This window comes from Streptomyces sp. NPDC058231 (assembly GCF_042882275.1).
In the GTDB taxonomy this organism is placed as follows: domain Bacteria; phylum Actinomycetota; class Actinomycetes; order Streptomycetales; family Streptomycetaceae; genus Streptomyces.
Map to the genome: position 1 here is coordinate 24,601 of NZ_JBHVWN010000022.1, position 14,598 is coordinate 39,198.

Annotated in this window: 7 protein-coding genes; 5 read left to right on the top strand and 2 right to left on the bottom strand. The window is 69.8% G+C overall.

Annotated elements, in window-relative coordinates:
• Positions 1–17: 17 nt before the first annotated feature.
• The 3 genes from ACFVXE_RS17315 (at position 18) to ACFVXE_RS17325 (ending at position 4,857) form a co-directional block, all read left to right on the top strand.
• Positions 18–3,200 (top strand): glycosyl hydrolase 115 family protein, encoded by a 3,183-nt coding sequence (locus ACFVXE_RS17315; protein WP_389671978.1) that lies wholly within the window; start codon positions 18–20, stop codon positions 3,198–3,200.
• Positions 3,201–3,229: 29 nt separating this feature from the next.
• Positions 3,230–3,610, top strand: coding sequence for a hypothetical protein (locus tag ACFVXE_RS17320; RefSeq protein WP_389671979.1), 381 nt, complete (start codon positions 3,230–3,232; stop codon positions 3,608–3,610).
• 149 nt (positions 3,611–3,759) lie between these two features.
• On the top strand, positions 3,760–4,857 hold the full coding sequence (locus ACFVXE_RS17325; RefSeq protein ID WP_389671980.1) for an NADH:flavin oxidoreductase/NADH oxidase: 1,098 nt from the start codon (positions 3,760–3,762) through the stop codon (positions 4,855–4,857).
• A gap of 72 nt (positions 4,858–4,929) precedes the next feature.
• Here the strand turns inward: ACFVXE_RS17325 and ACFVXE_RS17330 are convergent, their stop codons facing one another.
• A complete protein-coding gene (locus ACFVXE_RS17330) occupies positions 4,930–5,550 on the bottom strand; it encodes a DinB family protein (protein ID WP_389671981.1) in 621 nt (206 codons plus the stop codon).
• 580 nt (positions 5,551–6,130) lie between these two features.
• Here ACFVXE_RS17330 and ACFVXE_RS17335 point away from each other — a divergent pair.
• Entirely contained in the window at positions 6,131–8,572 is a 2,442-nt protein-coding gene (locus ACFVXE_RS17335; RefSeq protein ID WP_389671982.1) for a GH92 family glycosyl hydrolase, read from the top strand.
• Positions 8,573–8,768: 196 nt separating this feature from the next.
• Entirely contained in the window at positions 8,769–12,068 is a 3,300-nt protein-coding gene (locus tag ACFVXE_RS17340; RefSeq protein ID WP_389671983.1) for a LamG-like jellyroll fold domain-containing protein, read from the top strand.
• A 169-nt stretch (positions 12,069–12,237) separates the two neighbouring features.
• Here the strand turns inward: ACFVXE_RS17340 and ACFVXE_RS17345 are convergent, their stop codons facing one another.
• A complete protein-coding gene (locus ACFVXE_RS17345) occupies positions 12,238–14,592 on the bottom strand; it encodes an AbfB domain-containing protein (RefSeq protein WP_389671984.1) in 2,355 nt (784 codons plus the stop codon).
• Positions 14,593–14,598 lie beyond the last annotated feature (6 nt).

The window sequence follows — 14,598 nt, forward strand, 5'->3', positions numbered from 1 at the left end:
AAAAATGGGAGAGCAGTATGGAAAGGCACTTCCCGCAACACGCCAGCCGCAGAACTGTTCTGGGGCTCGGACTGGGGCTCACCGCCCTGACGGCAACACCTCTCGGCTCACTGCTGGGGATCTCCGGGGAGGCATCGGCGGCGACGCCGGGCGTGTCCGGCCTGCCGACGGACTCCGGCGCGTACATCTCCTTCACCCCCCGGTCGGGCAGCTTCCCGCTGGTCAGGGCGGGGCAGGCGGCGCCGGTCGTGGTCAGCGACAGCGACTACGACGGTGTCGTCCGGGTGGCCGGTGACCTCCAGACCGACATCGAGCGCGTCACCGGCGTCCGCCCCGTTCTCTCACGGGGCGCGGTACCGAAGGCCCGCGAGATCGTCATCGTCGGCACCATCGGCCGCAGCCCGCTGATCGACGGACTGATCGCCGCGCGCAAGCTGAACGTCTCCGGCATCACGGGCAAGTGGGAGACCAGCCTCCAGACCGTGGTGGAGAAGCCGCTGCCCGGCGTCGACCGGGCCTTCGTGATCGCGGGCAGCGACCAGCGCGGCACGATCTTCGGTGCGTACGACGTGTCCCGGGGGATCGGCGTCTCGCCCTGGTACTGGTGGGACGACGTCACCCCCGTACACCGGGACGGGCTGTACGTGCTGCCCGGCCGGCACACCCAGGGCACCCCGGCCGTGAAGTACCGCGGGTTCTTCATCAACGACGAGAACCCGGCGCTCGGCACCTGGGCTCCGGCGTTCTTCGGTCCCGGCAAGGCGCCCGGCTTCGAGAACGGCTTCAACGCCGATTTCTACGCCAAGATCTTCGAAGTGATGCTGCGGCTCAAGGCCAACTACCTCTGGCCGGCCGTCTGGGGACGCGCGTTCGCCGAGGACGACCCGAAGAACCACGCCACCGCGAAGGCGTACGGAGTCGTCATGGGCACCTCGCACGAGGCGCCCATGATGCGCGGCATCGAGGAGTGGAACCGGCACGCGGTCGCCGCTGTGCGCGACAGTGCGGGCAACATCACCACCCCTGGTCACGACCCCTTCGGCGGCACCGGCGAGTGGTCCTTCCGCCACAACGCCGAAGCGCTCAAGGCGTACTGGACCGAGGGCATCCGCCGGATGAAGGACGAGGACTTCGAGGGCGTCGTCACCCTCGGCATGCGCGGGAACGGCGATGTCAGCCTGCCCGACGGCGACGGCATCGAGCTGATGACCGAGATCATCGCCACCCAGCGGCAGATCCTGGCCGAGGTCTCCGGCAAGGACGTCACCACGATTCCGCAGGTGTGGACGCTCTACAAGGAGGTCCAGCGGTACTGGGACCGCGGTCTGCGGGTGCCCGACGACGTCACCGTCGTCCTCACCGACGACAACTGGGCCAACATCCGCAAGGTCCCCGACCTCAAGAGCGATGCCCGCGAAGGCGGTTACGGCCTCTACTACCACTTCGACTACGTCGGGGCCGGCCGCAACTACAAGTGGGTGGACACCACTTCGCTGCCGAACATGTGGGACCAGCTCCACCAGTCCGTCGCCTACGGGAACCACGGCCTCTGGATCACCAACGTCGGTGACCTCAAGGGCAACGAACTGCCGACGCAGTTCTTCCTGGAGTACGCCTGGAACCCCGACCGCTGGACCCTGGACCGGCTCCCGGAGTGGGAGGAGCAGTACGCCCGGCAGAACTTCGGCGAGCAGCAGGCCGAGGAGGTGGCCGAGGTGCTCCGTACCTATGCCCGGCTGCAGTCCCGCCGCAAGCCGGAGCTGCTCAACCGGAAGATCACCCTCGACCCGGCCAAGGACCCCGCCAAGGACGCGTCGGCGATCGTCTACGACGACCAGGCGTCCCCGTTCAGCCTCACCGACTACCGGGAGCTGGAGCGCGTCACCGAGGAGTGGCGGAAGCTGGGGGCCGACGCCGAGCGGATCAGCCGCAAGCTCCCCGCCTCCGTTCAGGACGCCTGGTACGAACTGGTCGGCTACGAGGTGCAGGCCACCGCCAACCTGTACGCACTGCGCGAGGCCGAGTTCACCAACCTGCACTACGCGGCGCAGGGCCGGGCCCTCACCAACGACCTGGCGGCTGCCGCGGAGGCCAGGCTCGCCGACGACCTGGCGCTGTCCGACCGCTTCAGCACGAAGATCGCCGGAGGTAAGTGGCAGGGGTTCCAGACCCAGCCGCACATCGACTACGGCGACGTCGACCGCTACGGGCCGAACGCCCCCTGGCAGCAGCCCGAGCTCAACAACGTCGCCCTCAAGGACGTGCTGTTCCCCGCGGTCAAGCGCATCGACCTGCCGGCCGGCGCAGAGATGGGCGTGGCCGTCGACGGCTCGGACCAGTGGTGGCCCGAAGCGAGTGCCGCGGCCGTGCTGCCGACGTTCAGCCCGTACCAGAGCCAGGCCGCGCAGTACATCGAGGTGTTCAACCGGGGCGCCGCCCCCTTCGACTACCGGATCAGGACGGGTGCCTCCTGGCTCGTCGCCGACCGCGTCAGAGGGCGGGTCGACAAGCAGGACCGGGTCACCTTCCGTGTCGACTGGTCGCGGGCGCCCAAGGGCGTCACGAAGGTCCCCGTCACGGTCAGCGGTCCGGGCGGACGTGACGTGGTCGTCCAGGCGGTCGTCGACCACCCGGACGTTCCGCGCTCGCACCTCGAAGGATTCGTCGAGGCCAACGGATACGTCTCCATCGAGGCCGACCACTACTCGCGCTCCGTCGGCGGCAACGGGATCACCTGGCAGCGCATCCCCGGCATCGGTCGCACCGGGGCCGGCATGGAACCCTTCCCGGTCACCTCCGCCCGCCAGAAGCCGGGCGGCAGCGGTCCGCGGCTGGAGTATCAGGTCACCCTGTTCACCACGGGACCGGTCACCGTGCACGCCTATCTGTCGCCGCGCAACAACGCCCTGGCGTCCGACGGCCTCACGTACGCGGTGTCCTTCGACGACGACGCGCCGCAGAGTGTGAACATCACGGCGGTGACAGGTTCGGACGACGGCACCATGAACGTCCAGTGGGCGCGCAACACCTCCGACAACGTCAACCTCACCAGTACGGTGCACCACATCGGCCGGTCCGGCGTGCATGTGCTGAAATTCTGGATGGTCGACCCCACGGTGGTGCTGCAGAACCTGGTGGTCGACACCGGCGGCCTCAAGCCCAGCTACCTGGGCCCGCCGGAGAGCCTCCGGCTGAAGTGAGCCGTGGGACGGGCAAGGGGAGCAGAGCGATGAACAGTGGGACCGAGGACGCCGGCGCACCCGGTGCGATCCTGGGCGTGACCCCCGTCGGGGCAGGGGTCGAGCTCCGGGTGGCGGGCCCGTCGGGGGAGTTCTCGCTGCTCTGCACCCCTGCCCGGGCCCGGGAACTGGCCGGGGCTCTCGCCCGTGCGGCGGACGAGGCGGAGAGCGCGCTGTCGGCGGAGCCCGTGACCGTCAGGGCGCAGGAACTGCGCCGAGGTGATGTGCGCGACGGCGCCGGGGCCATGACGGTGGAATCCGTCAGGGTCGACGGGACCACCGCGCAAATCACCTGGAAGTCGGGCGCCGGGCGCACCTGGACCCAGGGGTACGACGCGGACGCGGAGATCACGCTGCGGCGCCGCGCCTGAGTCGTGACCGGCCCGTGGTCGAGGCTCTTCCCGGGGAACCGGGGAGAGCCTCGACCACGTTGTACGAGTGGTTTCGTAATTTGACGGGCGTCGTACTACGGAAGGTATCGTACAAGCGATCCTGTCGTCCCGGCGAAACGGAGTCCGCCGTGAGTGTCCTTTTCGAGCCCCGCACCCTGAGGTCGCTCGTCATACCCAACCGGGTGTGGATGGCCCCCATGTGCCAGTACAGCGCGGACGCGGTGGGGCCGGACACGGGCGTCGCGACCGACTGGCACTTCGCCCACCTGGCGGCACGCGCCATCGGCGGAACCGGTCTCATCCTCACCGAGGCGACGGCCGTCAGCCCCGAAGGCCGGATCAGCCCCGCGGACCTCGGGATCTGGAACGACACCCAGGTGGCCGCCCTCCGCCGGATCACCGACTTCGTCAGGAGCCAGGGCTCGGCCGTCGGCATCCAGCTGGCCCATGCAGGCCGGAAGGCCTCGACGGCCGCGCCCTGGCTGGGCGGCGGTCCCGTCGGGGCCGACGAACACGGCTGGCAGCCCGTCGCGCCCAGTCCCGTTCCGTTCGACGCCGGATACCCCGTACCCCACGAGCTGAGCGTGGACGAGATCCACGCCGTCGTCGAGCAGTTCCGTGAGGCCGCTCGCCGCGCCCTCGCCGCGGGATTCCAGGTCGTCGAGGTGCACGGCGCGCACGGGTACCTGGTCGGGCAGTTCCTCTCCCCGCACAGCAACCGGCGTGACGACGAGTATGGCGGCAGCTTCGAGAACCGTGCCAGGTTCGCCCTCCAGGTCGTCGACGCCGTGCGCGAGGTCTGGCCCGATGAGCTCCCCGTGTTCTTCCGGATCTCGGCGACGGACTGGCTCACGGAGAACGACGAGGACGAGCGGGACGGCTGGACCGTCGACGAGACGGTACGGCTGGCCGCGGAGCTCCAGGCCCACGGTGTGGATCTGCTGGACGTCTCCAGCGGTGGCAACGCACCGAACGCCCACATCGCGACGGGGCCCGGATACCAGGTCCCGTTCGCGGCCCGGGTGCGGGCGGAGACCTCGCTGCCCGTCGCCGCCGTGGGGCTGATCACCGAGCCGCAGCAGGCGGAGAAGATCGTGGCCGACGGGCAGGCGGACGCGGTGCTCCTCGGCCGGGAACTGCTGCGGAACCCGTCGTGGGCCCAGCACGCGGCGCGCGAGCTGAGCGGCGAGGTGCACAAGCCTGACCAGTACCTTCGCGCCGTCTGACCCGAAAGGGCCCTGCCGTCGGCGAATTCGAGGGGCCTTTCGCGTCTGACGGCCGCAGCGAGGAGCTGCGCGTCAACGCTGCCGTGCGCGGTACAGGTCGCGGAGCAGAGCGATCTCGGCCCCGTGGTGCAGCAGTTCCTGATTGACCCACCAGACCGTCTCGATGAACGGGTCCTCCGGGTCGCTGCCGTACGGGTACGCGCTGTGTCCCACGGTGTCGAGCGCCGCGTCGTCGGCATCGAGCAGCGCCTTCCGCCAGGCTGTGGCGCCGGAGTCGAAGACCGCGATCGCCCCGGCGGCGTCCCCGGGGACCAGGTGGTCGTCCCGGGTCAGGGTACGGCTGCCGTTCGTGTGGTCGGCGCGCAGCGCGAGCAATTCGCTGAGGTGACTCAGCCGCCATGCCAGGGTGGTGAACGGCGGCGGCGTGGGGTGCGGCGGAGGTGTCGCGTCGCGGCCCCAGTCACCCGCGCCGACCAGCACGGTCGCTCCGGGCCCGGGTCCCTCCGCGTGCCGCCGGACCGACCAGCAGTCCGGCACCGGCTCCCAGAGGTACTCCTCGTCGGTCATGGGCGGGACTGCGATGTCCGTACCGTTGCCGCTGTCCATGACCGGACCGGTCAGCCGGGCGGTAAGGCGCTCCCGTGCGAAGTCGAACTGCCGCATCAGGGGAATCAGGCGCGGTGGAGTCGCCACGGGACACTCCTGTGGTGGGCTGGTGGGCTGGTGGGCTGGTGGGTTCGTGGGTTCGTGGAGGAGAGGGTCATCCGCTCGACCGGACCCTGTCACAGCGTGACCGGATCCGCGCACGAATTACTCCGGGCGGTGCCCATCCGGGGCGTGCTACCGCAAGGTGCCCTTCCGTCGGGGCACTTCGGTCGGAAGCGCGGAACGGCCCCGGGCCGCGCGGCACCGAAACGGCCCGAACCGCCGGCGCGGGCGCGGTCGTTCAGCGCCCGGTGAGCCGGCGCGTACATCCACGACCGACTCGGTGACGGCGCTCGCCATCGGGTGGGCACAGGCGGGAGGTACCGTCGTACATCTCGGTACTCATCGACCGGCCGGGGTGCAACTGCCGCTGTCGGGGCCGTATGTGGACATCGGCCGGCAATGCGGCCGGCCGTCGCCTCCGTTCACCGCCCGTTCACCGGACATGCCGTTCCCGGCATTCCCTCGCGCGCCCGCGGCATCTACGCTCGGCGGCGAATCGATCACCGTCTTACCGGCCGGTTCCCGACTCCTGACAACGTTGTCCACATGTGGAAGGTGCTGCGACATGCCCCCCAGACCGTTGCCCGCGGCGAGGCGCTTCGGCGCGCGAACGGCCGCCGTGATCCTGACCGGCGCGCTCGCCGCCGCGGTCATGCCGCCGGCCGCCGAAGCGGCCTCCGGCCTCGTCCCGCACCCCGTCGCCTACGTCGATCCGCTGATCGGCTCCGCGAACGGCGGCAATACCTACCCGGGCGCCACGCTCCCGTACGGAATGATCGGCTGGTCTCCGACGAGCACCCGTGGGGACCAGACCAGCACCGGTGCCGCCAACGGCTACGAGTACGGTGCCACCCGGCTGCGCGGGCTGAGCCTGACCCATGTCAACGGCGCGGGGTGCAACCCGGGCGCCGCCGGTGACGTGCCGATCATGCCGTTCGTCGGTGACGTCACCTCCTCGCCGTCCGCCGATACGAAGGACGCCGTTTACGCCGCGAACTTCTCGCACGACGACGAGCGCGCGGTGCCGGGCCGCTACTCGGTCGGGCTCGACAACGGTGCCACGGCCGACCTCGCGGTCAGCCGGCGCGCGGGCGTGGCCGACTTCACCTTCCCGGCCGGCAAGCCGGCCAATCTGCTCTTCCGCGTCTCCAACTCCCTCAACGGCAGCGAGGACGCACAGGTCGACATCGACCCCGTGCACCACAAGGTGACCGGATCGGTGCTCACCGGCGCGTTCTGCGGACGGCGGGCCAACGGCGGTACCAACAACCGCAAGAGCTACTACCGGCTCTACTTCAGCGCCTCCTTCGACCGGGGCTTCTCCTCGACCGGTACATGGCAGGACGGGACGATCGCCCCGGGCGCGACCACGGCCGCCGGCGGCGAGGGGTACGCCACCGGCGCGGACCGGGCCGGCCGGGGATCCGGTGGCTGGGTCGGGTTCGACACCGGCGCCGACAGCGACGTGCACATGCGGATCGGCATCTCGTACGTCAGCCTCGCCGGAGCGGAAGCCAATCTGAAGGCGGAGGTGGCGCCGCACGCCGGGGTCGACGACGTCGCGGCCGCGGCCGGCCGCACCTGGGACCGGGAACTGCGGTCCGTACGCATCGGGGGTGGCAGCACCGCACAGCGCACCACCTTCTACACCGCGCTGTACCACTCCCTCATGCAGCCCAATCTGATCAGCGACACCGACGGCCGCTATCCCGGCATGGACGGCGCGCCGCACCGGGTACGGCGCGGGCAGGGGGCGCAGTACAGCAACTTCTCCGGGTGGGACCAGTACCGGGCCCAGATCCAGCTGCTCGCCCTGCTCAAGCCGGAGATCGCCGGCGACTTCGCCCAGTCGCTGTACAACTTCGCGCAGCAGAACGGCGGCGTGTGGGACCGCTGGGTGCACATCAACGGCGCCACGCACGTCATGACCGGCGACCCGACCGCGGCCACCCTGGCCACCTTCTACGCGATGGGTGTGCGGAACTTCGACTACGAGGGTGCCTTCGAATCGCTGGCCCGCCAGGCGACCGTCCCGGTCGACGGCGGACTCTCGGACGCGGGATGCCCCGGCCAGTGCACCGGGCAGCGGCCCAATCTCGCGCAGTACCTGACGTCGCACTACGCGGCCCAGGACGTGTGCCACTGCTGGGGCGGCGCGGCGGAGACGCTGGAGGACGCGGTCGCCGACGCGGCGCTGGGCCGCTGGGCCGAACTGCTCGGCCGTGACGAGGAGGCCAAGTCCTTCAAGGAGCGGGGCGGCTGGTGGCGCAACGTGTTCAACTCCGCGGCCACCGACGGCGCGGGGACCACCGGCTACGTCCAGGCACGCAATCTCGACGGCTCCTGGGTGACCCCGTTCAGCCCGGGCAGCGACCTGGGCTTCGCGCAGGGCACCAGCGCCACGTACACCTGGATGGTTCCGCAGGACGTTCAGGGGCTGGCCGAGGCCATGGGCGGGCGGGAACTGGCCGCCCAGCGGCTGGACGGCTTCTTCCACAAGGCCGACGGGACCTGGTCGGTGAAGGGCGGAGACGCCCTGCGCTACGACCCGACCAACGAGCCGGGCATTCACGCACCGTGGCTGTACAACGCGCTGGGGCAGCCGTGGAAGACGCAGGCGACGGTGCGCGAGATCCTGAACACCGTGTACGGTACGGGCCCCGGCGGACTGCCCGGCAACGACGACCTGGGCACCATGTCGGCCTGGTACGTCTTCTCGGCGCTGGGCCTGTACCCGCAGACACCGGGCAGCGCCACCATGCTGCTGGGTGCCCCGCTCTTCCCGGACGCGGTGATCGACCGGGCACGCGGCAAGGACATCACGGTCAGCGCCCCGGACGCCGATGCCACACATCCGTACATCGACGCGGTGCGGGTCGACGGGCGTGCCGACAGCCGGTCCTGGACGGACGCGAGTCTCGTCACCCGAGGCGGCACCATTGCCCACCGATTGGCCGAAGTTCCCAACTTCACCTGGGGGACGGCGACTTCAGGACTCCCGCACTAGCGGGGCAACCGATCGCTCCCGGTTCCCGGCGAGCGGGCCGCACGGTCGGCTCGCCGGGTTGCCCGGCGTCTCTTTCTATCGTTGAAAATTCTCCGTGCACGACCGTTGTGATGCGTTTGATGTTGTGGCTCAATGTTCGATTGTGTGCGTGCCTCGTTGTGTGCGAGGCACTCCAGCTCTCGACGAGGACGACGCCTTGAGACGACAACTGACCCGCCCCAGAGTTCTGTTCAGAACGATGGCCTGTACGGCCGCGCTGCTGATTCCGCTCGGCGCCACTCTGGTTCCCGCCGCTGCCGCCGTCCCCGCTGCCGCCGCCCCCGCGGGCGCGACCGCCACGGCGAAGGCGTTCGCCCACGACGACCCGACCGCCGATGTGCACGGACTCAAGGGCGAGTACTTCCGGATGTCCGCTCCGGGTGCACGCGACTTCGCCGAGCTCGGCGGAGTCGCCCTCGACCCGCAGATCAACTTCCCCGGTCTGACCGGGGCATTCGAGTCGACCACCGGGGAGACGGAGAACACCACCGCCCGCTGGACCGGCAGCATCACGGCCCCCGAGACGGGTGACTACACCTTCTCCGCCAGCGGCGACAACGGCTTCCGGCTCTTCATCGACGGAAACGTCGTCATCGACCACTGGCTGCCGGACTGGGACAACGAGCAGACCGGCAAGCCGGTCACCCTGACCGCGGGCGTGCCGCACCAGTTCCGCCTGGAGATGTTCCAGGACACCGGCGGCGCCAACATGTTCCTGCGCTGGTCCAGCGCGAAGCTCAAGAAGCAGATCGTCCCCGAGTCCGCCTTCACACCCCCGGCCGACTTCGAGGTCTACCCGGTCGCGCTGACCGTCGCCGACGACGGGCAGCGCCTCCAGGCGACCTTCAAGGACGAGGTCAAGAACCTCGGCGAGCTCAAGGACCACCTTGCCGTCGAGGCCGACACCTCGCCCATACCGGTGAAGTCCGTGGCCAAGGCGTCCAACAACTCCCACGCCCTGCTGGTCGACCTGACGGCGCCCGTCCAGAAGGGCCAGCAGGTCCGGGTGGCGTACGACGGGAAGGGCGGGCTCCAGGCCGGCGGCGAGACGGTTCCCCAGATCAGCCGCACGGCGAAGAACCTCTCCACGCACCGGCTGACCACGACGTGGGGCGACAAGCTCGACCGCAACCACCCGCTGCCCGAGTACCCCCGCCCGCAGCAGGTGCGCGACCAGTGGCAGAACCTCAACGGCCCGTGGGAGTTCGCCGGCGCCACCGCCGACGAGCAGCCGGTTTTCGGCAAGAAGCTCGGCGAGCGCATCACCGTGCCTTTCCCGGTCGAGTCGCAGCTCTCCGGTCTCGAACGCCATGAAGACCACATGTTCTACCGCAAGCTCGTCACGGTGCCCAGGAGCTGGTCCGTCGGCAAGGACGGCAAGGGCAAGGACGGCAAGCGCCTGAAGCTCAACTTCGGCGCCGTCGACTACCAGTCCGTGGTCTGGGTCAACGGCAGGAAGGTCGCCGAACACACCGGCGGCTACACCTCCTTCAGCGCCGACATCACCGACGCGATCAAGGGCAGCGGCCCGCAGGAGATCGTCGTCGCCGTCACCGACACCACCGGCCCCGACCAGCCGAAGGGGAAGCAGTCCAGCAACCCGGGCGGCATCGTCTACACCCCGTCCTCCGGGATCTGGCAGACGGTGTGGATGGAGCCGGTCGCCGCGGCCTCCGTGGACTCGCTGACCACGACGCCCGACATCGACAGGAGCACCCTCGCGGTGACGGTCAACTCCGCCGCCGCCTCGTCCGGCGCCCGTGTCACGGCGGTCGCCCGCGACAAGAAGGGCCGGGTCGTCGGCACGGTCAGCGGCCGGGCCAACGCCCCGCTGAGCCTGCCCGTCGGCAAGGAACACCTCTGGACCCCCGACGACCCGTACCTCTACGACCTGGACGTCACCCTGACGGACGGCCGCTCCAAGGACACCGTCGGCAGCTACTTCGGGATGCGCTCCATCGGGATCGCGAAGGTGGGCGGCTACCAGAAGCTGGTGCTCAACGGGAAGCCGTTCTACTCGCTCGCCATGCTGGACCAGGGCTTCTGGCCCGACGGTCTCTACACGCAGCCCAGTGACGCCGCGCTCACCTTCGACCTCAAGGCGCAGAAGGACCTCGGCTTCAACGCCGTGCGCAAGCACATCAAGGTGGAGTCCGCCCGCTGGTACTACCACGCCGACCAGCTCGGCCTGCTGGTCTGGCAGGACTTCGTCTCCAGCGACATCACCGGTGAGAAGGGCCGGCAGGCCTTCCTCACCCAGGGCGAGCAGATGATGCAGCAGTTGCACAACTCGCCGTCCATCGGCGGCTGGATCGTCTTCAACGAGGGCTGGGGCGAGTGGGACCGCACCGAGACCGGGAAGATCGCCGAGTCCGTGAAGGCGGCCGACCCGTCCCGCGTCGTCAATGCCCACAGCGGTGTCAACTGCTGCTCGTCGAAGGGTGACTCGGGCAAGGGCGACATCATCGACCACCACGACTACCTCAACCGAGAGGCGCCTTTCCCGGACGACCGTGCGGCGATGGACGGTGAGCACGGCGGCTTCACGCTCCGTACCCCCGGACACATGTGGCCCGGGGCGCCGGCCGCGATCTACAGCGGTGTGGCGGACAAGGACGCCCTGACCGCGAAGTACGTCGACAACACTCGCACGTACTACCTCGCGGCGGCCAACGCCGAACTGTCCGGCTCGGTCTACACCCAGGTCACCGACCTGGAGAACGAGCTGAACGGACTCTGGACCTACGACCGGCGCGAGATCAAGGTCGACCCCGAGAAGGTCCGGGAGATCAACCAGCAGGTCATCGCCGCCGGTGCGGCAGCCGGTCACCGCGACGAGGTGAAGGGCGGCGCCAGCTGGCCGCTCGACGAGGGCAAGGGCACCACCGCCGCCGACCTCGGTCCCAACCACAGCGGCCTCACGCTGAGCGAGGGCACGTCGTGGACGACCGGTGTGCACGGTTCCGCACTGAAGTTCAACGGCCAGGGCCAGTACGCGCAGACCAGCGGTCCCGCCGTCGACACCACCGGGAACTACACGGTCTCGGCCTGGGTGACGCTCGACTCGCTCCCGGCCAACTACGCGACCGCCGTGAGCCAGGACGGCAGGCGGACGGAGAATCCGTTCTACCTCCAGTACGGGCAGGGCGCCTTCGCGTTCAGCACCCCGGGCGGCAACCGGGCGCGGCTGGAGATGAAGCCGGAACTCGGCGCCTGGTACCACCTCGTGGGTGTACGCGACGGTGATGAGGTCAAGCTCTACCTCGACGGGAAGCTCGTCTCGACCGCCGCGGCCGGTCCCGCCGACGTCAGCACCGGGCCGCTCTCCGTGGGGCGCGCCCAGTACGCGGCGGAGAAGGGCGACTTCTGGAACGGTTCCATCGACCAGGTGAGCGTCTTCGACAAGGCACTCACCGCCGACGAGGTGAGCGCGCTCCACGACAGCGAGCAGCCGTAGGGCTCCGGCCGGACCGGCGGCTCCCGGCGGCGCGGGTCGGAGCCCGCGCCGCCGGGAGCGGTCCCCCGACCGGGTGCGCCGCCCGTGTACGTGGAGCGGCCCGGCAGCGGCGGTGGTGCTGTCGCTGCCGGGCCGTCCTGCGACCTGTGCGCGGACGGGGCGTCCGGGGTCAGGGCGCCCAGGGGGCCTCCACGGCCCACGTGGTGTCCTCGGTGAACGTTGCCGGGTTGTCCCAGGTGTGGCCACCGCCCGGAGTGGCAAGCCACACCTCGGAGTCGATGTGGCGCAGATAGCTGCCCGGCAGGTTGGCGCTGGTCAGCCTCACCCCGCCGGTGCCGGCCACGGCGCACCAGGTGGCGTCCGCCCGGAACAGCGCCGACCCGTCGTCCGCCTCGCGCCTGACCCGGAAGTCGCGGTGACGGACGAACTCGCCGGGATAGTTGCGGGACTCGAACGAATAGCAGTTGCTGTTGGCGAGGCCGGCGACGATCTTCCACGTCGCGTCGTTCCTGAGGAGCGGGTCACTGCCGCCGTTCACCACCGCGGTGAACGCCAGACCGTCGTAGTGACGCAGATACTTGTCGGTGTACCCGGGCGTGGTGACGCGCAGCGACCTGTACCCGGTGGGCAGCGTGACCGGCGGTGTCGTGGTGCGGGAGGCGTTGATGAGGGCCTGGTTGGCGGCCTTCACCCGGGCGGCGTCCACCTTGACCACCTGGCGGTCGTAGGTGAGCAGCCCGTTCGCCTCGTTCTCGACGTCCGTGATCTCCGTGTAGACGGAGGCGGAGAGCCCTGCGGGCATCTGCCCGACGCGGATGCCGTCGAGCAGTCCGACGAACCGGTTGTTCAGCGCGGCGGTGCTCGCCTGGTCCTCGTAGCTGAATCCACCGCCCGGATACCACTCGTGGCCCTGCACCTTGTACCCCAGCCCGCCGAACTCGCCCAGCACCGCGGCCCGGGTCGCGGTGGGCGCGGTGTTGCCGGGGCCGACGTAGTTGTGGTTGTCGACCACGTCGCCGTTGCCGCCGTCGACGGACCCGCAGCAGTTGACGCCGCTCATGTTGTCGACCAGGCGGGACGGGTCGTACGCCTTCACCTCGTCGGCGATGCGGGCCTGGTCGTACTGGCCCCAGCCCTCGTTCTCGTCCACCCACATGACGAGCGACGGTGAGCTGCGGTGCTGGTCGATGACCGCGTGGTACTCGGCCTCCCACTGGGTGCGGGCGGCGCTGTCGGGGGACTTGCCGGTGTCCATCGCCGGCATGTCCTGCCAGACCAGGAGACCCAGCTTGTCCGCCCAGTAGAACCAGCGCTGCGGTTCGACCTTGATGTGCTTGCGCACCATGTTGAACCCGAGGTCCTTGTGCGCCTGCAGATCGGACTTGAGCGCCGCGTCGGTGGGAGCGGTGTAGATGCCGTCGGGCCAGTAGCCCTGATCCAGGGTGCCGCTCTGGAAGACGAACGCGCCGTTGAGGACGGGGCGCAGAATGTTGCCGATCTTGGCGACGGCGATGGAACGCATACCGGTGTAGCTGCCGACGGAGTCGACGGTGGCTGACCCGTCGAGCAGGTCGGCCCTCACGTCGTACAGGAACGGGTCGTCAGGGTCCCACAGATGCGGATTCGGAACGGGGACTGAGATCTCGGAGCCGACCGCCCCGGTGGCTGTGCCGACGACGTTTCCTCCGGTGGAGACCGTGACCCGGGCGCTGCGGCCGCCCGCGGCGGCGCCCTGCACCTTCACCCGCAGTGTGCTGTCGGTCAGGTTCGGGGTCATGTCCAGCCGGGCGATGTGCGCGGTGGCGACCGGTTCGAGCCAGACGGACTGCCAGATCCCGGAGGCCGCGGTGTAGAAGATGCCGCCGCCGGAGTGCGGCGTGACGTCGTTGATGCGCTGCTTGCCGACGGCCTGGCCGCCGGTCTGGGTCGGGTCGTGGACGGAGACGACGACGGTGTTCGTACCACCGTTCAGCTGCGGCGTGATGTCGTACGAGAACGAGTCGTAGCCGCCCTTGTGGGCGCCGACCTGGGTGTCGTTGACCCAGACGGTGGTCTGCCAGTCCGAGGCACCGAAGTTCAGCTGCACCCGGCGGCCGTTCCAGCCGGCCGGCACGGTGAACGACCGCTTGTACCAGAGCTTGTCGTTCTCGGTGATCTTCCGTTGGATTCCGGAGAGTGCCGATTCGGCCACGAACGGGACGCGGATGCTGTCCGGGAACGTCGCGGGCCGGCCCGCGACGCGGCCGGTCACCGCGAAGTCCCAGATGCCGTTGAGATTGGCCCAGTCGGGACGGGTGAGCTGCGGGCGAGGATACTCGGGCAGCGGGTTGTCCACCGGGACCTGGGCGGTCCAGGGTGTGGTCATCGGGGCCGGCTTCGGTGACCAGGAGGCGGCGTCGGCCGGTGTCGCGCCGACTCCGGCCAGCGCGGTGGCCACCAGGGCCAGCAGCCCGGTGCCGATCGTGAAGCGCCTGGATAACTCTCTCCACCACGGCCGTCTGCCGGGTGCGTGCGCACGGGTCATGGGTTC

What these genes read in the sequence shown, in the direction of transcription:
- ACFVXE_RS17315 (WP_389671978.1), top strand. Translation starts at nt 18, where the DNA reads ATGGAAAGGCACTTCCCGCAACACGCCAGCCGCAGAACTGTTCTGGGG.
- ACFVXE_RS17320 (WP_389671979.1), top strand. Translation starts at nt 3,230, where the DNA reads ATGAACAGTGGGACCGAGGACGCCGGCGCACCCGGTGCGATCCTGGGC.
- ACFVXE_RS17335 (WP_389671982.1), top strand. Translation starts at nt 6,131, where the DNA reads ATGCCCCCCAGACCGTTGCCCGCGGCGAGGCGCTTCGGCGCGCGAACG.
- ACFVXE_RS17345 (WP_389671984.1), bottom strand. Translation starts at nt 14,592, where the DNA reads ATGACCCGTGCGCACGCACCCGGCAGACGGCCGTGGTGGAGAGAGTTA.